This is a genomic window from Candidatus Endomicrobiellum trichonymphae (assembly GCF_002355835.1).
Classification (GTDB): domain Bacteria; phylum Elusimicrobiota; class Endomicrobiia; order Endomicrobiales; family Endomicrobiaceae; genus Endomicrobiellum; species Endomicrobiellum trichonymphae.
The window spans coordinates 208,467-232,385 of record NZ_AP017459.1 but is presented as its reverse complement, the minus strand read 5'-3'; the positions used below and the strand labels follow the sequence as shown (position 1 = coordinate 232,385).

The 23,919-nt window shown below is 35.5% G+C and carries 30 protein-coding genes, 4 tRNA genes and 2 pseudogenes; 19 read left to right on the top strand and 17 right to left on the bottom strand.

The window, feature by feature from the left end; translation table 11 throughout:
- The first annotated feature begins 355 nt into the window (after window positions 1–355).
- The 3 genes from RSTT_RS01170 (at window position 356) to RSTT_RS06915 (ending at window position 1,767) form a co-directional block, all read left to right on the top strand.
- Window positions 356–586 carry a hypothetical protein gene (locus RSTT_RS01170; protein ID WP_096525375.1) on the top strand — a complete coding sequence of 77 codons (231 nt, stop codon included), beginning with the start codon at window positions 356–358 and terminating at the stop codon, window positions 584–586.
- A gap of 261 nt (window positions 587–847) precedes the next feature.
- A complete protein-coding gene (locus RSTT_RS01165; protein ID WP_096525374.1) occupies window positions 848–1,402 on the top strand; it encodes an AAA family ATPase in 555 nt (184 codons plus the stop codon).
- Between the two features lie 128 nt (window positions 1,403–1,530).
- Complete coding sequence (locus RSTT_RS06915) at window positions 1,531–1,767, top strand: PQ-loop domain-containing transporter (protein ID WP_197702015.1); 237 nt, start codon at window positions 1,531–1,533, stop codon at window positions 1,765–1,767.
- 73 nt (window positions 1,768–1,840) lie between these two features.
- Here the strand turns inward: RSTT_RS06915 and pdxA are convergent, their stop codons facing one another.
- From pdxA to RSTT_RS07225, 6 genes are all read right to left on the bottom strand, one after another.
- A complete protein-coding gene (gene pdxA / locus RSTT_RS01155) occupies window positions 1,841–2,797 on the bottom strand; it encodes a 4-hydroxythreonine-4-phosphate dehydrogenase PdxA (protein WP_096525373.1) in 957 nt (318 codons plus the stop codon).
- Window positions 2,798–2,804: 7 nt separating this feature from the next.
- The gene (locus RSTT_RS01150; protein ID WP_096525372.1) at window positions 2,805–3,845 is read right to left on the bottom strand and encodes a peptidylprolyl isomerase; all 1,041 of its coding nucleotides are present in this window, start codon (window positions 3,843–3,845) and stop codon (window positions 2,805–2,807) included.
- Window positions 3,846–4,989: 1,144 nt separating this feature from the next.
- Window positions 4,990–6,081, bottom strand: coding sequence for a redox-regulated ATPase YchF (gene ychF, locus RSTT_RS01145; protein ID WP_015423164.1), 1,092 nt, complete (start codon window positions 6,079–6,081; stop codon window positions 4,990–4,992).
- A 376-nt stretch (window positions 6,082–6,457) separates the two neighbouring features.
- Window positions 6,458–6,766 carry a hypothetical protein gene (locus RSTT_RS01140; protein WP_096525371.1) on the bottom strand — a complete coding sequence of 103 codons (309 nt, stop codon included), beginning with the start codon at window positions 6,764–6,766 and terminating at the stop codon, window positions 6,458–6,460.
- Between the two features lie 298 nt (window positions 6,767–7,064).
- The gene (locus tag RSTT_RS01135; RefSeq protein ID WP_096525370.1) at window positions 7,065–7,370 is read right to left on the bottom strand and encodes a hypothetical protein; all 306 of its coding nucleotides are present in this window, start codon (window positions 7,368–7,370) and stop codon (window positions 7,065–7,067) included.
- Between the two features lie 168 nt (window positions 7,371–7,538).
- On the bottom strand, window positions 7,539–7,772 hold the full coding sequence (locus RSTT_RS07225) for a rolling circle replication-associated protein (protein ID WP_442861936.1): 234 nt from the start codon (window positions 7,770–7,772) through the stop codon (window positions 7,539–7,541).
- Window positions 7,773–8,036: 264 nt separating this feature from the next.
- Between RSTT_RS07225 and RSTT_RS01130 the strand changes: the two genes are divergently transcribed.
- Window positions 8,037–8,327, top strand: coding sequence for a DUF948 domain-containing protein (locus tag RSTT_RS01130; RefSeq protein WP_095558677.1), 291 nt, complete (start codon window positions 8,037–8,039; stop codon window positions 8,325–8,327).
- 1 nt (window position 8,328) lies between these two features.
- Entirely contained in the window at window positions 8,329–8,538 is a 210-nt protein-coding gene (locus RSTT_RS01125; RefSeq protein WP_015423161.1) for a YtxH domain-containing protein, read from the top strand.
- Window positions 8,539–8,654: 116 nt separating this feature from the next.
- Here RSTT_RS01125 and RSTT_RS07220 read toward each other — a convergent pair.
- From RSTT_RS07220 to RSTT_RS07040, 8 genes and pseudogenes are all read right to left on the bottom strand, one after another.
- A pseudogene (locus RSTT_RS07220) lies at window positions 8,655–8,940 on the bottom strand (5-methyltetrahydropteroyltriglutamate--homocysteine S-methyltransferase); the annotation flags it as partial.
- A gap of 69 nt (window positions 8,941–9,009) precedes the next feature.
- Window positions 9,010–9,222 carry a hypothetical protein gene (locus RSTT_RS06380; RefSeq protein ID WP_197702013.1) on the bottom strand — a complete coding sequence of 71 codons (213 nt, stop codon included), beginning with the start codon at window positions 9,220–9,222 and terminating at the stop codon, window positions 9,010–9,012.
- A 40-nt stretch (window positions 9,223–9,262) separates the two neighbouring features.
- The gene (locus tag RSTT_RS07045; RefSeq protein WP_096525369.1) at window positions 9,263–9,490 is read right to left on the bottom strand and encodes a hypothetical protein; all 228 of its coding nucleotides are present in this window, start codon (window positions 9,488–9,490) and stop codon (window positions 9,263–9,265) included.
- A 264-nt stretch (window positions 9,491–9,754) separates the two neighbouring features.
- A complete protein-coding gene (locus RSTT_RS01110) occupies window positions 9,755–9,976 on the bottom strand; it encodes a hypothetical protein (RefSeq protein ID WP_096525368.1) in 222 nt (73 codons plus the stop codon).
- A 38-nt stretch (window positions 9,977–10,014) separates the two neighbouring features.
- A complete protein-coding gene (locus RSTT_RS01105) occupies window positions 10,015–10,737 on the bottom strand; it encodes a hypothetical protein (RefSeq protein ID WP_096525367.1) in 723 nt (240 codons plus the stop codon).
- Between the two features lie 100 nt (window positions 10,738–10,837).
- Window positions 10,838–10,966 carry a hypothetical protein gene (locus RSTT_RS06735; RefSeq protein ID WP_269457764.1) on the bottom strand — a complete coding sequence of 43 codons (129 nt, stop codon included), beginning with the start codon at window positions 10,964–10,966 and terminating at the stop codon, window positions 10,838–10,840.
- A gap of 11 nt (window positions 10,967–10,977) precedes the next feature.
- Window positions 10,978–11,175, bottom strand: a complete 198-nt coding sequence (locus tag RSTT_RS01100) for a hypothetical protein (protein WP_231941957.1) — start codon at window positions 11,173–11,175, stop codon at window positions 10,978–10,980.
- 203 nt (window positions 11,176–11,378) lie between these two features.
- Window positions 11,379–11,531: a hypothetical protein gene (locus tag RSTT_RS07040; RefSeq protein ID WP_149030061.1), complete on the bottom strand. Its 153-nt coding sequence runs from the start codon at window positions 11,529–11,531 to the stop codon at window positions 11,379–11,381.
- A gap of 439 nt (window positions 11,532–11,970) precedes the next feature.
- Here RSTT_RS07040 and gap point away from each other — a divergent pair, with 439 nt between their 5' ends.
- The 13 genes from gap (at window position 11,971) to RSTT_RS01035 (ending at window position 21,324) form a co-directional block, all read left to right on the top strand.
- Window positions 11,971–12,978: a type I glyceraldehyde-3-phosphate dehydrogenase gene (gap, locus tag RSTT_RS01095; RefSeq protein WP_096525365.1), complete on the top strand. Its 1,008-nt coding sequence runs from the start codon at window positions 11,971–11,973 to the stop codon at window positions 12,976–12,978.
- Window positions 12,979–13,066: 88 nt separating this feature from the next.
- Entirely contained in the window at window positions 13,067–14,317 is a 1,251-nt protein-coding gene (locus RSTT_RS01090) for a phosphoglycerate kinase (RefSeq protein WP_172412806.1), read from the top strand.
- A 165-nt stretch (window positions 14,318–14,482) separates the two neighbouring features.
- A complete protein-coding gene (gene secG, locus RSTT_RS01085; RefSeq protein ID WP_096525363.1) occupies window positions 14,483–14,737 on the top strand; it encodes a preprotein translocase subunit SecG in 255 nt (84 codons plus the stop codon).
- Window positions 14,738–14,769: 32 nt separating this feature from the next.
- A tRNA-Leu gene (locus RSTT_RS01080) sits at window positions 14,770–14,851 on the top strand.
- A gap of 37 nt (window positions 14,852–14,888) precedes the next feature.
- Window positions 14,889–14,960, top strand: a tRNA-Gly gene (locus RSTT_RS01075).
- Window positions 14,961–15,051: 91 nt separating this feature from the next.
- Complete coding sequence (der, locus tag RSTT_RS01070) at window positions 15,052–16,377, top strand: ribosome biogenesis GTPase Der (RefSeq protein WP_015423156.1); 1,326 nt, start codon at window positions 15,052–15,054, stop codon at window positions 16,375–16,377.
- A 13-nt stretch (window positions 16,378–16,390) separates the two neighbouring features.
- Complete coding sequence (plsY, locus tag RSTT_RS01065; protein ID WP_096525362.1) at window positions 16,391–16,990, top strand: glycerol-3-phosphate 1-O-acyltransferase PlsY; 600 nt, start codon at window positions 16,391–16,393, stop codon at window positions 16,988–16,990.
- Between the two features lie 245 nt (window positions 16,991–17,235).
- Complete coding sequence (locus RSTT_RS01060) at window positions 17,236–18,228, top strand: NAD(P)H-dependent glycerol-3-phosphate dehydrogenase (RefSeq protein ID WP_096525361.1); 993 nt, start codon at window positions 17,236–17,238, stop codon at window positions 18,226–18,228.
- Window positions 18,229–18,266: 38 nt separating this feature from the next.
- A complete protein-coding gene (locus RSTT_RS01055; RefSeq protein ID WP_172412805.1) occupies window positions 18,267–18,563 on the top strand; it encodes an HU family DNA-binding protein in 297 nt (98 codons plus the stop codon).
- Window positions 18,564–18,577: 14 nt separating this feature from the next.
- On the top strand, window positions 18,578–18,952 hold the full coding sequence (locus RSTT_RS01050) for a MerR family transcriptional regulator (RefSeq protein WP_015423152.1): 375 nt from the start codon (window positions 18,578–18,580) through the stop codon (window positions 18,950–18,952).
- Between the two features lie 56 nt (window positions 18,953–19,008).
- Window positions 19,009–19,082, top strand: a tRNA-Pro gene (locus tag RSTT_RS01045).
- A gap of 609 nt (window positions 19,083–19,691) precedes the next feature.
- Window positions 19,692–20,660, top strand: a complete 969-nt coding sequence (argF, locus tag RSTT_RS01040; protein WP_096525360.1) for an ornithine carbamoyltransferase — start codon at window positions 19,692–19,694, stop codon at window positions 20,658–20,660.
- Window positions 20,647–21,324 (top strand): Maf family protein, encoded by a 678-nt coding sequence (locus RSTT_RS01035; RefSeq protein WP_096525359.1) that lies wholly within the window; start codon window positions 20,647–20,649, stop codon window positions 21,322–21,324. Before argF ends, RSTT_RS01035 begins: the two co-directional genes overlap by 14 nt.
- Before the next feature lie 95 nt (window positions 21,325–21,419).
- Here the strand turns inward: RSTT_RS01035 and RSTT_RS01030 are convergent, their stop codons facing one another.
- The 3 genes and pseudogenes from RSTT_RS01030 to RSTT_RS07035 all read right to left on the bottom strand — a co-directional run.
- Window positions 21,420–22,055 (bottom strand): SurA N-terminal domain-containing protein, encoded by a 636-nt coding sequence (locus RSTT_RS01030; RefSeq protein ID WP_096525358.1) that lies wholly within the window; start codon window positions 22,053–22,055, stop codon window positions 21,420–21,422.
- A gap of 18 nt (window positions 22,056–22,073) precedes the next feature.
- Entirely contained in the window at window positions 22,074–22,262 is a 189-nt protein-coding gene (locus tag RSTT_RS06045) for a hypothetical protein (protein WP_172412803.1), read from the bottom strand.
- A gap of 20 nt (window positions 22,263–22,282) precedes the next feature.
- Window positions 22,283–22,495 (bottom strand): annotated as a pseudogene (locus RSTT_RS07035) (M23 family metallopeptidase); the annotation flags it as partial.
- A gap of 1,327 nt (window positions 22,496–23,822) precedes the next feature.
- Between RSTT_RS07035 and RSTT_RS01005 the strand changes: the two are divergent.
- A tRNA-Thr gene (locus tag RSTT_RS01005) sits at window positions 23,823–23,895 on the top strand.
- Window positions 23,896–23,919: the final 24 nt, after the last annotated feature.

Sequence of the window (23,919 nt, the reverse complement as noted above, 5' to 3'; positions counted from 1 at the left end):
CCTATTTATTATTACAGCTATTTTTCCTCATCTCTTTCAATTCCGTGTACCGAATTTTCAAATAATTTGACTGGAATCACTACTGGCTACTGGTGTTAGTTTTCTTGAATTGAGCGGCGATGAGGCAAAAGAATTAGGTAAAAGAAATGACATCACTTCTATTGCGGAGCATCGCACAGGTATTACTTGCTGGAATCCCTCATCAGTTTTTTTAAATTGCGCTTCGGCGATTTTTTGTATTATGGCGTATATTACAGATTTAATGGACTAAAAAGTCAAGTTTAATTATGGATTAAATCTGAAATATATTTATTCAAAAATTGCAAATTCACTGCTACAGGTGCTTGCGGCAGATATGGGATTTATATATTACATTGAAAACGATGTTATATTGTTTGATTTTATTATACAGAATTTTGGAGTGAAAAGTAAAAAAAAGGATTTGCAGTCGCTCAACTTTAAATTAGGCGCTTCAAGATACTTGCTTGATTCTTTCTTGATTTCAGTGGAAGTGATGTTGTTTCCTTACAATAATAAAATATTTCCCGCCGTAGGCGTGGCAATATGTGAGTGGTATAAACAATGAAATTTTAGTTACGAGGCGCACGGGAATACAACGGACAAGGAATCAATTCAGTATTTTTTCGGAATTTAATGCGAGATTTGTCTAAAATACTGCAATATTATGATTGATTATTCTTTTTCGCCATACGACAGCTTTAGAATTGCACATAGAGAGTCCATCGGGCATAAAATTTGAAAAAAACTATGCCGATAATATCAATCCAAAAAAGCGTGGGTAAACCCGGAAAAATTTATCCAAGTTATAGTAAGTGCAGGAGGAGAAATGATCATAGGTTTGACGGGAGCTTGTTGCTCGGGTAAAGACACAATTGCAGAGTATATTTCTAAAAAGCACGGCTATAAACATTATTCGCTGTCAGAGATTTTAAGGGGAATAATGAAAGAAAAAGGCATTAAGCTTACTAGAGAAAATCTGGCAGTGTTTGGAACTGAATTAAGAGAAGAAAACGGGAACGAAATTCTTGCAAAAAAGGCTCTAGAAAAAATTGATTTAGGTGGCAGATTCTGTATAACTTCCATAAGACATACCGGCGAAGTTGAAAAACTAAGAGAAAGAAAAGATTTTATTTTAGTAAACATCACGGCCCCACAAAATATACGTTTTGAAAGAATGCGGAATAGAAAAAGATACGGGGACCCACAGACTTTTGAAAAATTTACTGAACTTGAAGAAAAAGAATCTCAAACCAAAGGGCATGGCCAGCAGCTGAAAAAGACGGCAGATATGGCTGACATTAATTTTATCAACTATTCAAACGATATGGCTAGTCTAGAAATTACAGTTGAAAAACTGTTAAAAGATATTAAAAACAAATGATAATATATGATTTGTTGCGTCAATCGGCGGCAGATATTTTTCTATAATAAGATTTAAAGGCTTTCTTTTTACCTTTAAACAGATGGGCAATAAAATGAGTATTTTTGAAGCTTTAATGATGATTTTTTTTGGGCACTTTATATCCGTTTTCAATATATAAGTCGTATAAGTCGAAAAGTAATGATGGCAAAAGTTTGTGGTTTTTACTGATTGCTTTGTCCGGTTATATGTTTTGTATAATTCACAAAATATTCTACAATTACGACAGCGTTATTTTTCTGTATATTTTTAATTTTATTATGATTTTTGCAGATTCCTGCCTGTATTTAAGAAACCGCATTATTTCGAATAAAAAGTCTTACTGAATAAATAAAAAATGCAATAACTCTTTATCATTATCTTTTGAAGCAGTGTTATGCCGCCAATTATGTTCAGCATTTAACTTTGCATACGACTTTTCTTTCCCCACCGTGCAGCATATAATACTGCCTCTATCATTGCGCTTGCATCTGCTTCATTTTTGCCTGCAATATTAAACGCCGTTCCGTGACCGGGAGACGTCCTCACAAAAGGAAGTCCTATAGTGACATTCACTATTTTTGCAGCGTTTATACATTTCAGAGCTATCATTATCTGATCGTGGTACATAGCGCATATTAAATCGTACTGTCCATTTTTTGTTTTCAGCCAAGCGGAATCTGCGGACAGAGGTTTTGTTATGTCAATTCCTGATTTTTTTATTATTTTGTACGCTGGCAATATAAACTTTTTTTCTTCAAAGCCTAAAATTGAATTATCACCGGCATGCGGATTCAAACCGCATAAGACAACTTTTATGTTTTTTTTGCCTGCTTTTCTTAAGAAATTTACACTCAAATTTACGGCTTCAACTATAGTTTTTGTTTTTATATTTTCAGAGATTTTTGAAACGGGAATATGTCTTGTAACCATAACACCGTGTATATTGCCGCAAGTCATCATCATCGCAACTTTTTTACTGTTGGTAAGAGAGGCAAGCAATTCTGTGTGTCCCGGATATTTTATCCCCGACATTTTTAACGATTCTTTTGAAACCGGAGCTGTGACAAGCGCCAGAGCTTTACCATTCGCACAATATTTTACGGCTTTATAAATTGCAGATGCCGCAATTATCCCTGCTTTTTTTGATGGAGCTCCCATTTTTACAGAATCTCCAATATTTGAAGATTCTACAAACTCAAAAGGCATTCTATTTTTAAGATATTTAAGCAGGCTTCTCTTCAGACTTTGTTTATCGCCAAATATAACGGGATTACAAACTCTTTTTACCGCTGAAGAACTTACAGCCCTGCAGACTATTTCACAGCCTACGCCCGCAGGATCGCCTAAAGTAATCGCCAATCGGGGTTTAGTCATTATTATTTTACCAGACTTTGTTTATTTTAATATTCGCTTTTGTCCTCAAAGTGCTTATGTAACGGATACAAGCTTGCTCATTATTGAATTGCAATAATCTGCTATTTATATAATCTTTGACCTTACCGTCAAAAACTATTTTTCTGTTTGGGAGTTTTTCTTCAAGTTTTATGAAATAATATCCTATATCTGTTTTTATAGGCTCTTTTGTGTAATCACCAACTTTCATAGAAAAAACAGCCTTTTCTAAAACCAGAGGCAAATCGCCTTTCACAACAACTATTCCCAAATCACCATTTCTTGACTTAGAAATAAGATCTTCGGAATATTTTCTCGCAACCTCTGCAAAAGATTTTACTTGAAGTTCTTTTTTTACAGTTTCAACTTTCGATTGTACTACTTGTGTTTCAGCATCCTGTGTACCTTTAGGATTTTTAATAAATATTTGTTTAATTCTCACATTTTCGCTGAACATTTTTTTCAGATCGTCGGCAACACTTGCAGCTAAACAGTCCTTATCATGTGAAAGTCCCGGATTTCCTCCTTTCATTTTTATAATAACCTTATCGTAAAAACTTTTAATTTCAGCTTCCGTAATCTTTTCTACATTGACATCCAATATCTTATCAATAAGTTTCATAAATCTAATAATTTCGCTAACACTTTTTTCTAAGTCTTTGTACGTAAGATTTTGTTTACTGAGTTCTTCATCAATTGCATGATTCTTTTTCAGTTCTTTAATGTATTCTAAAACTTCTTTTCTTGAAACTAAAATTTTTTGTTTTTTTATTTCATTTTTCAAAAGGATGGAATCAATTTGTCTCTCTAAAATCCTGTTTTTTAACTCATTTATCTTTTGTTCTGACCACTGCTCCGATGCAAGCATATCAGATTTTAAATTATTGAAAACTTTGTTTACTTCCGATTCAAAGATAGGCTTGCCGTTTACTATAGCCAAAGTTTGATCCACTTTTTTAGGTTCCGCAAAAATACTCCCCACCCCTACTATAAAAAACGTTACCGCCAACGCTGAAAAAAATTTCTTCATCTTTACTCCTATATTTTAATTAGATATTTATTATCATTTACTATGAGTTTTTTAGCCAACAACGAGATGTCATAATTTACTTTAACTTTAACGTCAAATTTTCGTTTCTCATTCCCAACCCATTCTTCACCAAAGTTCTTGCTTAGTCAAAAGATATAAAAAGAAGTTTTTGTTCTGAAATTTTAAATATCATATCCATACAGAGTTTTAACGACATACGGCAACTCTAAGTCTTTTATAAGCTTTTTGTGTGGTCTTTAAGTCTGAGACAAGAATATGATCTTACCAAAATTTTACCGGATTTTCAAATATAGTTTTATTTTCATTATAGTACACTTTGTATTAATTGATAAGAGTTGTTTAGCATGTTGTGCATTATTCTGCTTTAAGTGCTTTTTCTATAATCTCTGCCGTTCTCTACATAGGGGTAAATCGGATTTCTTTTGCACATGACGTATAACTAACCACAAGCTTTACCTAAAACCAATCCGTCCGCGAACTCTTTATAGTTAGAACACCATTACATAACAAGTAATCCGAGCAGTACTATTGTTAGTTTTTTCACCGTCCACATCCTAATCTATCTTATATCTTCCTTTTAAAGTTTTACAAATTTATTATCCACTAGTCAAACTGCTATGCATATACAAGACAACCAAAATTAAAAAAGTATTATAGTGCGGGCACAACACTAGAAACTTGAATTTTATCGCAATAATTGATGAGACAATTCTTTTACAGAACAGCATGGTCATTATTTTGTCATATCGAGAACGCTTTGTTCCCGAAATTTCCAGCATTTTATCTTTCTTTGTCCCCCGGATTCACAAAAAACTTCAATTTTTTTTAAAATGACAGTAATCTAACGTTAAACTCCCAATCATATTATTACATCACAACAGCTAGATAAATTGTGATTGTTTACACTTTAAAGCGGATACCAAACGTTTATTTTGACAGCAACAGCGGCAGACATATACACTAAGCATAATTCTGTATTTCCCCTGATAAAAATTATTTAATTTTGTACCGGATTTAAAAGAGAGCCGTCTTTTCAAAATTTTATATGCAGCACTTCTTCAAAAAGACAAATATCTGTAAGATCTCTAAAACCGTACAATCATTTTGTATATTCTGAATTCAGTTATACATTAAAGCGGAATTCTATTATGTCGCCATCTTTAACTAAATATTCTTTTCCTTCACTTCTCAACAATCCCGCTTCTTTTACGGCTTTTTCGCTACCAAGCCTGAGTAGGTCATCAAAACTCATAACTTTAGCGCGTATAAAGCCTCTTTCAAAATCAGAATGTATTGCACCGGCAGCTTGAGGAGCCGGAATTCCTTTTTTTATAGTCCACGCTTTTACCTCATCTTCCCCCGCAGTAAGAAACGTTGCAAGTCCGAGCAAATCGTATCCTGCTCTTATTAGACGGTTAAGTCCGGGATATCCCAGTCCTAAATCTTTTAGAAAAGTTTTCTGGTCATCTTCGGAAAGTTCGGAGAGTTCTGCTTCAATTTTTGCGCATACAGGTATTACCAGCGCATTTTCTTTTTCTGATTTTTCTTTCACAATTTTTATGTATTTATTTTCCATTACGGGCAAATCACTTTCCGCAACGTTGCAGACGTATAAAACAGGTTTTGCAGTTATTAAGAAAAAGTCTTTTACTATTATTTTTTCATTGTCTGAAAGTTTGAGGGTTCTTGCAGGATTTCCCACATCAAGATGAGCTTTGACTTTTATTGCGAGTTCTCTTTCAGCAAGTATCTTTTTATCGTTTAATCTGACAGTTTTTTCAAGTTTTTCAAGTCTTTTTGAAACGGATTCTATATCAGCCAAGATGAGTTCCGTATCTATAATTTCTATATCTCTAAAAGGGTCGACGCCCCCCATGACATGAGTAATGTCCTTGCTTTCAAAACATCTCACTGTATGAATAACGGCGGCAGTTTCTCTTATATGCGACAAAAACTGGTTGCCCAGTCCTTCACCCTGTGATGCGCCTTTTACAAGTCCCGCGATATCCAAAAATTCTGCAGTTGCATGAACTTTCTTCTTAGAATTGTAAAGTTTTTCAAGGAAATCTAGCCGTTTATCCGGAACATTAACCACCCCGACATTCGGATCAATAGTGCAAAAAGGATAGTTTGCTGTTTCTGAGCGCGCTTCTGTTATGGCATTAAACAGCGTCGACTTGCCTACATTAGGAAGTCCAATAATACCAAGTTTCATATAACCTCTGCAATAAACTAAAATTCAGTTTTAATGTATGGCAAAAAAATTAACATCGCAAATACACTTCACAGTCTTTTTATAGAAACTGTAATAACAGTTTCAGAACGCATTTAGCAGTATTTATAGACGCTATTATTTCTCTTTATATTCTTCTGCAAAACATCAGACATCGCAGAAAATATATTATTTTCTGTTTTACACTTATTTTTGCAAGCACTCCTGACTTTTCTTTTGACGATGCTACTTTATATATATCACTAAGCAGTTGTAAAAGTTCGGATTTTTTCTAAAAGAAAAAGCAGAAAAGAAACGGCAACAACGCACGGAGCTTCGCTCCTCTTATGCTTCGCATTCACTTCCTGACTACTTTAACCTAATCTAAATCTACCAACTTTTCATACCAACTCCTATTTTTTTTAGCTTCCTCTTTAGCTTTTTTTTCAGCATCCTTTTTAGCTTTTCTTTCAGCCTCTTTCGCTTGAACGTCAACAAGTTTCTGAATGGCATTCGTAGACCTAGTGACGGAATTAGATAAGTCAACATTAGATTTAGCAAGAACCTTATTGGCTTCAACTAAATCTTTATTTAAGCTTTCAACAGCACCAGCAAGCTTTAACATAGACTTAGAATTACAACCAGAAACCAAAACCAAAACGAACAAACTAAAGCAGAACTTAAACATAATATTTTAACTCCCTTGATATATATTTAATACAATTATTTATTTAATGCAATATATTAACATTATTGCAGTACCAATTATTTAATTATTACATTTTTATACATCTCAAACCCTTACCGTCAGTGGGTTCCCTCTGTAAGCTAAACAGAAAACAACTAACGGCAAGCGATATAATAAAAATCAGTCATTAATATCATAATTATTTTTACGCATTAAATCCTCATTTAATTTTTGTACAATTTCGGCATTACGCTCCAGAGCTTCATTAAAACGGACTTTCTCAACGGCTTCTTTTCCCTTAACATCTGGATTTTTTTAAACCAATCCTACAGATACCAATCTTAGCAAAATTAGTACTCCAACCATCAACAAGACCAACAGAACCAGCAGTAGCCGCATTAGTAAAAACATCAGCAGAAGCGACAACAGAAGCAGGAAACTCACGATTAAAGCCTAATCCTAATGCTTTTGAATATTGCCTAAAAGGCGCGAGCCTGCCATTCTTATCACACATAATTAAAATCTTATCTTTTTTAGCTGTTGCAACTCTGCCTTTTGCTTCAACCAAAGTTTTACGATAATTAATTCTCGCCTGCTTCAACATATATTTGCAGCATAATTAAAACAGCCTTTAGACGTACAATCACAAAGTTTGCGAACTTCACCGTATTTCCAAATTTTTTGGAGCAATTCATTTGTAGAATTCCATTGAGCTTGTTGCTTTTTCAAAAAATAATAATCATATTTAGCCATTGACAAAGACTTCATATTATCAAAAATAACCCCACTTGTTATAATCTTTAGTTATTCTAGATATAGTTTTAGGGCTATAGCCAGCGCTAAGCCCATATACAGTGATATGATAATGCGGTCTATCCAATATATTTCCGTATTCACCGCAATAAAAGCACCTAATCTTTAAATTTCTATGATAACTAAGATAATCACGCAAATCCTTAATAAATGTCTGGACGTCAAGTTTACGAAACGTAGAATATTTATTCAATTCACGTACAAGCTCATTATGTTCAATACTAAAGTTAGCAATAATCGTCGCTTTGAAATAAGGGCTGGATATTTCGGGGACTCAAAGAAAACTCTATTCTATGTACACTCCCTCCACTACACACACTCTCTCTAATTAACAGAGAAACGTTGAGGTTAATAGATGTCATTTATTTCATATTCCACCTGTAGATTCAAACCGTCTTTATTCGTATCATTTTCAGTTTATTGACATACCCTTGAGTTTTTATTAAAATACTCGAATATGAATTCTATAGGTTTAGTATTTATTATTATAGGAGTTATTTTAATAACTCTTTCCGTAGTGGCAGTGACAGTTTTTCTAATACTTATGCTGATTGGGATAAAGAAATCTGCGATAGAATTTAGAAGGTTTATAAAGAAAATAAACAGCGAACTAGATGGTGTCAATAAAGTTTCTGGTGTTGCATCAATGAGAAGAAAGTTATCGTCTTTGGTTATTAAGGGGATTTCATTTCTTTTTTATGCTTTTTTAAGTGTCAGTGAAAGAAAAAACAGAACGCATGGGGAATAAAATGAGCGATAATAGAGATACGCTTTTGGCTTTTGTTTTAGGCGGTTTAATAGGAGCGACTCTGGGAATACTGTATGCTCCCAAATCGGGAAGAGAGACGAGAAGCAACATTAAAAAGTTCGGCGAAGAAATAGTGGACACTGTCAGCAATTTAAGCGATGATTTCAAAGATGATGAAAGCCAGTTTAAGGTTTCTTCTAAAATAAAGTAAGCGAAAGTAAAGATTAGTTAAAATTTTCGGTGTAATTCAGTATATGTGAGGCGTTTAGTCCGGCAGAGTGGCTAATTATATAAGCACCAGCGGTACTCTGTCTTTTAGTAGTTTAAGGAAATGTCCTTTCTAAAAAATGAGCAATTCAAAATTGTTACAGGACATGTAAGCATACCTTTAACCGTTTTCTGTGTCAGAGACTGAGCATAAGTTATTGCATTTATCGTCATTTTCTGCTTACGGTAAACACCGCCATATATTATCGGAGGTTTAACGCATATGCTGCCGTAAGGCTGTGCCTATACGTTTTTTTGTGAAAACAAGCCCTTTAAGTTTTTGACCAAAATATTCAACCATATCATTTCTTCCAAACTCTCCGTGAAATAGCACGTCTAAACCTAATACTATTCTTCTGAAATTGAATTTTCTTTGAAAGCAACTCTGAACTTCCTTATTTCCAGCGGTCTGCGGTTAACTGCCTATAGTGGTAATAGGAAAGAGCGGGAGCTTAAGAGTTTCTTTTTGACGGACACATCTTTGCTCAAAACTTTCTTTCCTTCCTATTGAATCTTTTTTTACTACGACGACTACTTTTTGTACTTTTTCATTTTTAAAAACTTCTCCTATCTCTTCAAAATCCTGTTTAGGAACATTCTGCTTTTCATTAATAATCTGTTTCAACACTGTTCATCAGCAAAAGAAAGAAGCTGTGTTAAATCAGCATTTAGATAAATTTTTCAGGGTTCAATAAAACACAGATGATAAAGAGGTGAATAGTTGGTTCTTCCTGACCTGTCAGTTCAAACAGCTCGGTTATTAAACTCGACGCTTTGGTAAAATTAGTTTTCCATATATCGCGACCTGAAGCAACACCTACTATTAACCGCTTACTTTTCAGAAATCCAAATTTTCTTATATTTTTAATGTTTTCGGAGTTTGCGACAAAGTCCATCCCAATTCCCTATACGGGCAGTTCGTTTACGATCTTATTCGTAATAAGTCTGAATATATTCGGTATTAAAACCAGCATTATAGGTAAGGATACCCATCCATAGTCCTACCTGTTATTATATCCATTTGTTTACTCCTTTTACAGTCTTTTTACAAGCAATACGAACCACCCGCTCCAGACTCTTTAATGTCTATCTTTTCTATGACCTGACACGTACTCAAAAAAACAAATATCAAAATCAGCAAACAACATATCCTAACCATTTCATTTATTTCCCGCATTTAGTTTTGCTTTCGCTAGCGAATCTTCAATACCATTTAAAACATCGAGTGGTACCTCTATAGCTTCTACAGATGGATGAGACTCTGGTACTTCAGGCTGATTATCCTTATTCTTGTCACTCTCAATTAACAGACGTGATAACTCTTCTGCTTCTTCGGCTTGCCTTCTTTTACTGTCCAGCGCGCGCGCTATCCTCTTCCTCAAGGGAACTACCCTTTTCCTTTTCAGTATTTCCCTCTACTTTAGTCTGCAGGAACCTCATTATCCCTTTTAGGTTGTTCTGGAACGTTTTTTTTCTCAAAAACCTCTTTTGGGATTTCTGTCTTGCGCAAATCAGCTCTAAGCTTAACTTTTGGTAGCTCAAACTGTACCTTCATTTCCTCTGGTTTAGGCACCTCTACTGGCTGTGATTTTTTATCTGGTTTGTTTTTTGGGTTAATGAATGTCATTCCTCCCCACGGCTTCTCTTCCTCTTCACCAGACTCAGACGACGGACTTTTTATATCCTTAACTTTAGAAGCATCTTCGGAACCCGCTTCCTTTTCTTCGTCTGCTTTTGTCGTTTCAACTGGTGGTTCATCTTTTGGAGATCCAGTTGAAACCTTTTCTCTTAATTCTCGTGCGCAACAAAGGAAATCCATTATAGTTTTTCTGTGGTATATGAGCAGGAACACTACAATTGTAGAACATACAGTCACTCCCCACAGCAAATAATTGCTTTTGCCCAGAAACTCACCGTCTGCTCTTGTATAATTTCCTTCTGATGGAAGATTGTCTCCTTCGGAAGGTATAGTAGGCAATGTAGGATCTACTGCTTTAACCTCTTCTTTTAATACAACGTTTGTTCCAGCCGTAGGTGTCGGATTTGATATCATAGATGTGTGTGTCAACACTTTTCCCCTTCCACAGGAAAAAAGGGACACCGATATAGATAAGAATACTGCTACCACTGCTTTTATTTTCATTTGTTTCCTCCCGCTTTACACCTGTTGTGTGCCGTGTGAGACACGGCATACAGTATAAGACACATTCACTAAAATGTCAAGATCGATTCGATCCTCAACCCTATGCCTGTGGCGGGGTTTTTACTTCTTCTGTCCCTGCTTTAGCGTCCAAAACTTTAGCTACTTTTTTACAGCTTACAAAACTTAAAACAAACACTGACATAATGCATAGTGCTAAAACTTTTTTCATTTGTCTCTCCTTTAAACTAAGTCGTCCCAATTCATTTTTTCTACAACGTCCCACTCAAAATTGTGGTCGTTGGAGTATTGCTTTAAAAGCTTTCTTATACAATCTTTATAGGCTACACTGCATCTTAAGGGATCTCCGACAAGTTGGTCTGCCTTGCAAGTACAGTACCCCAGCATAAACTCTTTTTTAAGTGCGTGTGTGCCGTTCATCTCTTCACCTACAGCCTTTACTAATCCGCATCCAGTCGTAAACATCATTGATATCAAAACCGCTAAACTTATTTTTGGTCTTCATCCTGTGCAGGCTTTTGCCTGCTACAGATACGTGTATTTTCCTTGTTTTAGGATTGTGTTTTTCTAGAAACCGTTTTACGGCTTTGTTTCTGGCAAGTCATTGTATAATATTTAAATCTTTAGTAATTTTTAATTAAAATTTCCGCTTCTTTGTCTGTTAAATCTAAAACAAAAGCAGGCTCTTCTATTATGACCATTCTAACTCCATTGTTTTCAAGTTCTTTTAAAATTTTACCGTATAAAGAAGCCGTTTCAAGTAGATGGTTGCAAATTTTTCTTTTTTATACCCTATACTGTCGTTTTAACAATTTTTTCATACCAATCTCCTTACGGCAGAGCGTATTCTCTCTGTCGTTTGTTATTTAATGCATCACGTCTTAACAATTTACGCAACGCCCGCTCTGGACTTTCTATTTTGCCTCCCATATACAAAATATTGGATTTTTAAATAAAAACCTGTTTCCTTTTAACAAAAAAGAAACTGTGTAAATAAAAGCTTTTATTTACCTCTTTCCATCGAAGAATATTAAAACTCTTGGTATTTACCTCATTTTATGTCAAATTTTAAATTTTAAAGTAAAGCAATGTAAAAGTAAAGAACACAGAAATAAAAAATGACAGACAACAGTTAATTGACAAAAAGCATAGTAATTTTATATTCTTACTCTCAATTATATTAAACTTTCAAAAATAACCACTGGGAGGCGTATTATGGCAATTAAAGTAGGTATTAATGGTTTTGGACGTATAGGACGTTTGGTGTTTCGTGCAGCACAGAACAGAAGCGATATTAAAGTGGTTGCCGTCAACGACTTGATTGATGTCGAATATATGGCTTATATGTTAAAATATGATTCCGTTCACGGAACTTTTAAGGGAACTGTTGAAGTGAAAAACGGTAATTTAATTGTTAATGGAAATACCATCCGCGTAACGGCAGAAAAAAATCCTGCAGATTTAAAATGGAGCGATGTAGAGGCTGAGTACGTTGTAGAATCGACTGGATTGTTCCTTTCTAAAGATAAAGCTCTGGCGCATATCAATGCAGGTGCAAAATATGTCGTTATGTCTGCTCCTTCCAAAGATGATACTCCTATGTTTGTCTGCGGAGTAAACTTGGATTCATACAAAAAAGGCACGCAGTTTGTCTCCAATGCTTCCTGCACGACAAACTGTTTGGCTCCAATTGCTAAAGTGTTAAACGATAAATTTAGTATTCTCGACGGACTGATGACTACAGTTCACGCTACTACGGCTACCCAAAAGACCGTTGATGGACCGTCTGCTAAAGACTGGAGAGGCGGCAGAGCAACATCCGGCAATATTATTCCTTCTTCTACAGGAGCAGCTAAAGCTGTGGGAAAAGTAATTCCTCAGCTAAACGGAAAATTGACAGGTATGTCGTTCCGCATTCCTACGCTTGACGTTTCGGTTGTTGACTTAACGGTTAATTTAGCAAAGCCCGCTTCTTATGACGAAATTAAAGCTGCTATGAAATCAGCTTCCGAAAACGAACTTAAAGGAATTTTAGGTTATACTGAAGATGAAGTTGTATCTTCAGACTTTGTAGGCGATGCACGCACCTCAATATTTGACGCAAAAGCGGGAATTGCTTTAACAAATAAATTTGTCAAAGTTGTTTCATGGTATGACAATGAATGGGGCTATTCCAATAAGATTTTGGATCTCATTTCTTATATGAAAAAAGTAAATGGATAACTTAATCAGGATTTAACGGTTTTGTAAGTCCGCACCACATAAAACCATGTGCAAGTACGGTCAGTCTTAGTCCTTAATGAGGTATGAAATGAAAAATACGCTTAAAGACATTGATGTAAAAGGTAAAAAAGTTTTAGTCCGCGTAGATTATAATGTTCCGCTTGATGCAAATCTTAAAATTACAAATGACAAGAGAATAGCTACAACCCTTCCGACTATACAGTATCTCTTGGAGAAAAACAGCGCAATAATTCTTATGGCTCATTTGGGAAGACCGAAAGGAAAAATTGTTCCCGGAATGAGTTTGAAGCCGGTTCCGCCACGTTTAAGCGAATTTCTAGGCAAACCTGTTAAATTTGTCGGAGGCGACTGCATAGATTCACAGTCAAAAAAAGCAGCAGCTGATTTAAAGCCAGGCGAGATACTTTTGTTAGAAAATCTCAGATTCCATCCTGAGGAAGAAGGTAAAAATGCTTCAGGCGAAAAAGATAAAGCCGCAATGGATGTTTTTGCGAAAGAGCTTGCTTCAATGGGCGAGGTCTTTGTTCAGGATGCTTTTGGAACAGTTCACAGGGCACATGCTTCAACCACAGCTATTGTCAAATATGCCAAAGACGCTGTTGCTGGATTTCTTGTTGAAAAAGAATTAAAGTTTTTAGGTGAAGCACTTGAAAATCCAGTAAGGCCTTTTCTGGCAATTCTCGGCGGAGCAAAAGTGTCGGATAAAATAAACGTTATAAAAAATCTTTTGAATAAGGCTGATACGATTATAATCGGCGGAGCAATGGCATATACCTTCTTAAAATCGCAGGAAGTAATCACCGGAACATCTTTAGTTGAAGACGATAAACTTGATCTAGCAATCGAACTTATTAAAAAATCCAAAGAAAGAAAAGTCGCTCTCTTGCTTCCTATTGATCACATAATTACTGATAAAGTAGATTTTGTAAATAAACAGATGCCGGGCGATGCGATTGTAAAAAATACCGCTGATGAGGCAATACCCGAAGGATTTATGGGCGTTGACATAGGACTAAAATCAATAGAAAAATTCTCTAAAATCATCAAATCCGCAAAAACTATAGTTTGGAACGGACCGCTGGGCATATTTGAAATAGACGAATTTTCCAAAGGAACAATTAAAATTGCAAATCTCGTAGCTAAGTCGACTGATAATGGAGCAATATCCATAGTCGGCGGAGGTGATTCCATTGCCGCCGTTAAAAAAGCTGGTGTAGATAAAAGAATAAATCATATTTCTACCGGCGGGGGAGCGTCATTGGAATTCCTTGAAGATAAGGAACTTCCCGGAATTGCAGCTCTTCCTGATAAAAAATAAATTCTGTCTCGTTCATTGTATTCCCCAGTAGGAGACTGTCTAGAAATTTGTTGTTACAGATCCGTTGTGGGACTATTCTGCAAACTCTCTGCCAAACGTTCCGCCGCAACAACAGCATAATATTGAAAATTTGACACTCTGCGGTTTTTGCGATATAATAAAATCATGAGCATAGCATTTTCTGCTTTTAAATTTATTCATTATACGATATGCGCCGGATTAGTTCTTGTAATTCTTCTGCAGACGGCAAAAAGCGGAGATATGGCGGGTATTTTCAGCGGTGGCGGATCAGATCAGATTTTTAATGCTCCATCGAGAATGGCTTTTATAAAAAAAGTGACTATTCTTATGGCTTGTATATTTTTGTTCACTTCTTTAATGCTTACAAAACTCTCTCCAGCCATATCTGTTGTTAATTAGCTCTCTAAATTATCGCGGTAAAACAGGGATTTGCTGGGGTGGCGGAACTGGCATACGCGCACGTTTGAGGGGCGTGTCCTTGACTGGATGCGGGTTCAAGTCCCGCCCTCAGCATTAAAAAATAAATGTATCTTTTTTTATAAAAATTACTGCGGGTGTAGTTCAGTGGTAGAACGCCTCGTTGCCAACGAGAAGGTCGTGGGTTCAAGTCCCATCGCCCGCTTTTGATTTTCAATTGAAAAGCTAGTCTCTAAAGACTGGCTTTTTTTATTAATAATATTATAAAATTCTATTGTATTAAAAAGGATTGCTTGATGTTAATGTTAACAAAAGTCGCTATAGTGGGCAGGCCAAATGTTGGTAAATCTGCTCTTTTCAACAGACTTATAGGAAGAAAAAAAGCTATCATCCACGAAACGCCCGGCACAACAAGAGATAGAAATGATCATGAAGTCTCTTGGAGAGATAAAAATTTTATTGCTACGGATACCGCCGGCTGGAGTACGGATATTTCGGCGTTCTCAAAAGATATGTCGCGGCAGCTTGATATTGCTGTTGAAAAATCTGATATAGTGTTGTTTGTTGTTGATGGAAAGACAGGTGCTCATCCGACAGACGTCCAGATTGCTCAGCAAATAAGACTCAAACGAAAAAAAACGATTCTTGTCGTAAATAAAATAGATACGCAAGCGGAAGAAATCAAAGGATACGAATTCTACGAACTTGGTTTTGATGATGTCATTTTTGTATCCGCAAACCATGGAAGAAGCGTACACGATTTACTGGATAAAATCTGGGAAAATATCAAATATGACAGAAAAGAAAAAAACACATGGAAAACATTAAAAATTATTCTTGTAGGAAAACCAAACGTAGGGAAATCTTCTTTTATTAATACTGTTGCTAAAGAAGAAAGAAGTATTGTTCACGATACTCCAGGAACCACAAGAGATTCCCTTACAGCGCGCATTCAAAGTGACGGTAAAGAATACATCTTGACAGATACCGCCGGACTTCATAGAGGCAACAAGACAAAAGATGGTATGGAATATCTTTCAAATTTAAGCACAGGTCATGCTATTGAAGACGCCGATGTCGCCGTTTTAATCGCAGACGCTTCTCAGGGAATAGGCGAAACCGAAGTCAAAATTGCAAGACTCCTGCTTGAAAAAAAGAAACCGGTTATCGTAACCGTAAATAAATGGGACTTAATAGAAGAAAAAGAAGAAGCAGCAAAATATTTTACAGGGCAGCTGAGAGAAAGAATAAAATTTATGAACTGGGCGGATATTATTTTTATATCTGCAAAAACAGGACAGAGATTAGGCAGAATATTTCAGGAAGCGAAGCTTGTTTTTGAACAGTATTCAAAACAATTGACTAAGGAAGAACTCAATGATGTTATAAGAGACGCTCTTGCCAAAAAGCCTTATACGAACAAAGGCAGAACTTTGAAGATTAAAGAATATGTACAGGCGACTTCAAAACCTCCTGTATTCATTTTTTCGGTCAATGATACAGATCTTGTGCATTTTTCTTATGAGAGATTTCTTGAGAACTGTTTAAGGGCAAAATTCGATTTTCACGGAACTCCGATAGTTTTAAAATTCAGAAATTATTACAAAAAGAAAATGGATTAATAAAAAATTAAAAATGCTAATAAAGATTTTATATATTATTATTACATATTTATGCGGTTCAATTCCTTCTGCCTACATTGTTGCAAAAGCAAACGGAAAAGTTGACATACGCACTGTAGGCTCGGGCAATTCCGGAGCTACAAATGTTTTCAGAGAAATAGGAAAATGCGCGGGAGTTATAACACTTATCGCGGATATTTTAAAAGGTTTTATTCCCGTATATTTTGCGACATTTATAGACAATTCTTTTTCTTATTCTGTTGCTGTCGCTGCAGCTGCAATGGTCGGACACGTGTTTACGATATTTTTAAAATTTAAAGGCGGTAAGGGCGTTGCGACTGGACTTGGGGTGTTCTTCGCACTCATGCGTTGGCCATCGTTGATAGCGCTTGCCATTTTCGGGTTGACTTTTGTTTTTTCAAGATATGTCTCTTTAGGATCAATATGTGCGGTTATAAGTCTTCCTTTGACATCTTATTTTTTAGGATACAGTGCCGAAGTTGTAATTTTTACTTTTGCCATAACGCTTTTGATTATTTACAGGCATAGAACAAATATAAAAAGGCTGATAGAAAGATCTGAAAACAAATTAAGAATATTTAAAAAGAAATAATTCCCCTTCGTGATATTTATATCACGGGAATTTTTCTTATAAATTCCATCATATCGTAATACTTTACACAGAGAAATGATTACCCATCTTCCCTTGCGGCGACATTACGAGAGACAATTCAGAAAGGGAAAGAGATACAGTAAAAGCTGGCTGATGAAAAAAGACAGTCAGACATATTTCTTAACAAACATTTATTTACAGACACAGATTGACTAGCACTATAAACACAATTCATAGGAAATAATATGAAAATTACTGTTTTGGGAGCAGGTTCGTGGGGAGCAACGCTTGCTGCTCTTTTATTTGAAAATGGACATGATGTTACTCTCTGGGAATTTGATGCAAAAAGGGCAAAGGACTTACAGGACAGAAAAATAAAACCGTTTAATGCAGGCACTAACTTACCTTCAGCGCTGGTTGTGACAAACAGCATAAAAAGCTTAAAAAACAGCGAAGCCGTTTTGTTTGTAATCCCTTCGCAGTATGTGAGATCGTTGTGCCTGCATCTAAAAAATAACGGAATATTGCTTGACGGAAAACTTATAATCAGCGCGACAAAAGGCATAGAAAATAAAACTCTTTTGAGAATGTCTGAAGTAATAGACGAAATTTTTAAGGGAGTTTACAGAAATATTGCAGTTCTTTCAGGACCGAGCCATGCTGAGGAAGTATGCAGAAAAATACCTACTACAGTTACATCAACAGCGTTAAATCTTGAAACTGCAGAAAGATGCAGAATGATTTTTATGAATGAATATTTCAGGATCTATAATCAAAACGATATCATAGGAGTTGAAATCGGATCCGCATTAAAGAATGTTTTTGCGGTAGCTTCCGGAATAGTAGATGGATTAAAATACGGCGACAATACAAAAGCTGCAATTATTTCAAGAGGTCTTAAAGAACTTTCAAGAGTTGGGATTGCTTTAGGCGGCAAAGAGCAGACTTTTTACGGACTATCCGGAGTGGGCGATTTAATGGTTACCTGTTTTTCAAAACATTCAAGAAATCGTGCCATAGGACAGGCTATAGGAGAAGGTAAAACTTTAGATGAAGCTGAAAAAAATCTCGGCATGGTTGCCGAAGGCGTAAAAAACACAATAAGTGCTTATGAAATAGGGAAAAAACTCAATATCGAACTTCCTATAATAAATGAAGTGTACGCAGTCTTATTTGAGGGTAAAAATCCTCTTAAAGCTGTAAGCGATTTAATGACAAGATGTCCATGTCACGAATAACTATCCTACTTTTCCCCGGCCAGCCGCAGCAGAAAATTTTGGTTAAGTGTGAAAAAGGAACGGGGGTGATAAAAATGACAAAAAACGATATAGCAATAGCATTGTCAAGAATTCTAAGTTCAAAAAAAGAAGCTGAAGAAGCTGTAAATAAAGTTTTTGAAGAAATGTCGAATTCTTTAAAGAACGGCGATAAAGTTATTATAACGGGCTTTGGAAGTTTTAATATGTTTGAAACAAAAACAAAACGTGTAAGAAATCCCAGAACATGTGAAAAACTTCTTATCGCCCCGATGAAAAAAATAAGGTTTAAACAGTCAAAAAAATTTTTTAAGTAATGCAGGTAATATAAGTGTTTCAAATTCCGCCGATACCTGATAAAGAATATTTTACAATAGGGGAAGTTTCGCAGATAACGCTTGTCCCAAAACATACCTTACGGTATTGGGAAAGCGAGTTTAAGCTTTTGCGTCCTATTAGAAAAAGTTCCGGACAAAGAAGTTACCGCAAAGAAGAAGTGGAGTTTGTTTTTAAAATCAAAAATTTATTGTATAATCAGCGCTATACAATTGAAGGTGTTAAGAAATATTTAATCGGCGATAAGCGTAAAAGACTTACAAATTTGCAGACGAATTTAAATTTAGATTTGGAATATATGCCGGATTCTAAACTTTTAAAAGATATAAAAGAAGAACTTAAACACATTTTAAAACTTTTAAAGAAATAATACAAAAATCATAATTGCAGTATAAAATCCACTCCTTTACAATCTGATGACATAATCGGGGCGTAGCGCAGTTGGCTAGCGCACTCCCTTGGGGTGGGAGAGGTCGCTGGTTCAAGTCCAGTCGCCCCGATTACTCGAAAACAGCTTAACGTTGAGATTTCGGCATGAGCATTTAAACTAACTAAACTAATCAAGCACAGTTTATCTCAAAAACCGAATAAAAAATTATTTTTTAGTTGCAATCTTATTGGCATTGCTGGTCGTTAGTTGAAATGCTGTGGAGAAGATATCACATATCATGTGTGTCCGTCATAACTTGCTAAACTTGTCGCAATAGCCTGTATTTGTTGTAATCTAGAATCCAGATTGATAATCAAAACGAAGCAAACAGTCAGCCAAACCTATATTACTACAGGCCAATCTGATAAATTTCTAACAAGCAAGAGATGAACCAGTCCTAAGCCCCCCCCTATACCCCCACAATCTGAAAAAAAACGCGGACGATAACACGCGAACAAGGGAATCAGTTAAAACCAGCGTAAAAAAGAATTCAATCGCGTGGGAATATTTATGCTGATCAAAAAACTGATAGAGTCCGTTACCCATTTCCTTTGTACCGCTTTGCTATTTCAGCTATATTAATCCTCCGAGTGGGAAAGTATTTTTCGTTGATTTATAATGATTATTTATGATAAAATTCATTGTAACGGGCAAAAACTTGTACGCAGGAGAGACAAATATGGCAAAAAAAGATTTATTATCAATTTATGATTTATCAACAAAAGAAATAAAAGAGATATTAAATAAAGCATTTAAACTTAAAAACGATAGAAAACATCTCGATGTTTTTAAAGGGAAAATATTAGGACTGATATTCGAGAAACCTTCTACAAGAACAATGGTTTCCTTTACTGCGGCAATGTTGCAGCTTGGCGGAACACCTGTTTTTCTTAATACGGAAAATCTCCAACGCAAAAGAGGCGAATCCATACACGATACGGCAATAGTTTTGTCGCGTTATTTAGATGGTCTTATGATAAGAAGTTTTAAGCATTCCGACCTAGAAGAATTTGCAAAATATTCTACAGCTCCCGTTATAAACGGTCTCACAGATCACGAACATCCCTGTCAAATCTTAGCAGATATTATGACTGTCATGGAGATCCATAAAATAAAAACGGTTGAAGCCTTAAAAAAGATTAAAATTGTTTACACGGGCGATAGTAATAATATCGCAAATTCGCTGCTTGCTATATCTGCCGTTTTAGGATTTGATTTTACGCTTATATCTCCCAAAGAATATTCGCCTAAAAAGAGGATATTAAACAAGGCTCTGGAATATACTTCGTCAACCGGCGCTGAAATTAAAATTACAAGCGACGTCAATGATGCGAAAAACGCCGATGTAATATATACGGATGTATGGACATCAATGGGCTTTGAAGCAGAAGAGAAAAAGAGAAAAAAGATTTTTGCGCCTTACCAGGTAAATAGCGAACTGCTAAAAAAAGCTTCTTCAAAATGTATTGTTCTCCATTGTCTTCCTGCAATAAGAGGAGAAGAAATTACCGAAGAAATTATGTACAAGTACGAAAGCTCTATATTCACGCAGGCGGAAAACAGGCTTTATGTGCAGAAAGCTGTTCTATTATATTTGCTGAATACCTCTCTGATTAGCCCGCCCCACAGAAGCCATGCGCGTAAATAAACAAATTATACTCGCATCCTCATCTGTGCGCAGAATATCTCTTCTTAAACAATGGGGTTTATTTTTTAAAATCATTCCAAGCGGTGCGGATGAAAAAATCAATCTTATAAAGCCTTCGTATATAGTAAAAGAACTCGCTTACAGAAAAGGCCGCCATGTAGCGCAAAGATACCCCGATGCTTTAACTTTATCAGCGGATACTGTTGTTGTTTTAAACGGAAAGATTATCGGGAAACCGAAAAGCAAAAAAGAGTCAGAAAAAATAATCAGGGAATTAAACGGAAGTATACATAAAGTTTATACGGGCGTTGCAGTAATACAGAAAGATAAATGCTCTGTTTTTTATGATATCGCCTGCATAAAAATGAGAAAACTGCCTGAAAATATGCTCAAGCAGCTTTTTGGAAAACATATGGATAAAGCAGGCGCTTATGCCGTTCAAGATACCGGCGATAATTTTGTAGAAAAAATTTACGGCGACTATTACACAGCTATAGTTCTTCCTTACAAAAAACTTGCTACAGAATTAAAAAAATTTAAAATCAGATTGAAATCCAGTCATGACTTATCTAAAAATCATTCCCACCACCGGTTATTTCGGGACTTGATATTGATATTGCACGTTATAGACGACAACTATTGGGACGTCGACAGATTATTATAGGTCTTCCTTACAAAAAACTTGCTACAGAATTAAAAAAATTTAAAATCAGATTGAAATCCAGTCATGACTTATCTAAAAATCATTCCCACCAACGGTTATTTCGGGACTGCTATTTTCGAATTTCTGACAATATCTAAATACCACTCGTTCAAAATAAAGTTTACCTTTGCCTGAATCAAAGTATTTTCTGTTATCGAAGGCTCTTGTTTAAAAGCATTTTCCAGTTCGTAATTCCATAATTTTACGCAAGAAGCAATAAACATTTTAACTTTAATTGCGGCAATTTGTTTCCTCCGCATAGTTTCATATTCTTTCGCCGTCATTTGTATAGAATCTAAAAATGCGTGATATTTCCGTATGTTAAAAATATTGTTGTCTTCAAATTTTACCGAATTCCGCAAATCGTTTCTCAATTCCTCGTCCGTAACCACAATACTGTAAAGTTTTGATTGCTGATAAAGAATTTCATCCTGCACTAAAGAGTAAATAACTTTAGTTTTAAGTTCTTTTAAATCCGCATCAGAAAGCTGTTCATTTATCATTTGACGGAAGTCCGTATAGACCGAATTAAATAGTTTCTCAGGTACTTTGATGCCGTTTACAACAACGAAAGTTTTAAAATCATTTTTAAAACTGAAAAAATAATACCCTACTCCTGCAAAAGAGCTGCCAATAAAAGCAACGATTGTCACAATAAAAATTATACGAATATGTTTTCTTAAGAAATTCATCACTTCTTTTTCACTCCGCTATCTATATTCTTTTGTTATAATTGAAGATTTGCCGTAAAAATATGTTTCTTCCGCAATAGTCAATATATCTGTTTTTATGTCACCGACCACAAGCATCATGTCGCACTTAATTTTATCGTCGATGCCCACCCCTACATTTTCGGTTTTGATTGTACCTTCAAAACCGCATTCCACACACAACTGCATCAAGCAGATTTTTTGATCTTTTATTGAACATAGCACTCCTTTTCAGACTGGGCGAAAGAATAATTTATTAAATATGGTTTAGGGTTCACAGGATTTTCTTTAAAATGAACTTCGTAGTGCAGATGCGAATCATTTGAATTGTCCGTGTTTCCCATTTTCGCGACAATAGTTCCTCTGGATATATATAAATCTACAAGCTGCTTGGAAAGATGAGCGTAAATGGTTCTATAACCTTCATAGCTCTTAACATTTTACCCATCGCTTTTCTTTCTGGTGACTTCATTAATCCCCCTATAATAATCTGTCGACGTCCCAATAGTTGTCGTCTATAACGTCTACAGTGTCTCTGAAGCATCTGGATTTTGCTTTGTTTAAAAAAAACGTTTCATCTACATTTCAAAAACATCGGTGAAGACATCGTGATCTCTCCAGTCTTTTGGTAAGCCTCACACGCCGCCCATCCAATCACAATCCCTTCCTTTCTAAACATTATGTCTCCGCATCCTGATAACAACATCATTACTAATGCCATTAAAGCTATTTCAGTTTTTTCATTTGTCTTCCTCGCCCGTGATTTATAACTATTAGACCGATAGTCTGGAAAAATAATTTTGCCACCGGCGGGAGGGAATATAAAAGTATTAGACATAATTTTCAATATCAATATCAAGTCCCGAATGAAATTCCTTGTCGCGGAATATCTATATCGAGTACAATATGAACCTGTAAACTGAATATATAATATACATCCTTTGTACGGACATCTGGAAAGTGTTAGCCTTTGCTTATGAATATGCGATATTATTTCATTTGTAGCTTCACATAAATTTATACTGTTCATAAAGAGCACCAGTCTCACGCGAAATCTCGGAATAATTCATTTTATTTTAAACTGTGCCCGATAGAATTGCAGCAAATGCGTTCGTCTGGGTCAGCGTAGGTCCGCCCTCTCCGAAATTCCACCCCAGTCACTCTCCCAAAATTGACTTTTTTGTATTTATTCATTGCAAGCGACAAGCAAATCTTTTCGTCGTTTCCCTGCACTTTTTCAAACATATTTTTGCTTTTTTAAGTCTATTTCTAAAAAGAAGCAGTCCTACCTGCATAACCTTATTGTCAACTTTTGTTTTGACATAATCAAAGCGTTTGCTTGCAAAATAGACATATAAAAGGGTTAAAGCTGTCAATGAAATCATAAAAACACACATAAACAAAAGAGAAATGTTTATTTTTAATGGATTTGTTTTTCCGCGTATAATAACTATTACTATAATTCTTTTATTTTATATATTATTTTTATAGATAATACTATTATTCACACATATAGGAAATTTCTATCAATGTATTTTTGACATCAGCGAATTTTTTTTATATTATTTTCTATATTATCACATATAATCTTTTAGTACATAAACAATACTCGCATCCTCCCGGAAACAGATGCGGTGTGGTCAGGTAAAGCGAGAACGTTGTTGAATAACTAATACCGTCTCGTTTAAAATGGATGAAATTCTCTGAAAAATCACAGCAGCGTAACCATATTATATATCTCACTGGCACGCCGACGTAGCTCAGCTGGTAGAGCAGCGGTTTTGTAAACCGCGGGTCATAGGTTCAATTCCTATCGTCGGCTGCAGGCAGTCCGGCCGATATTTGA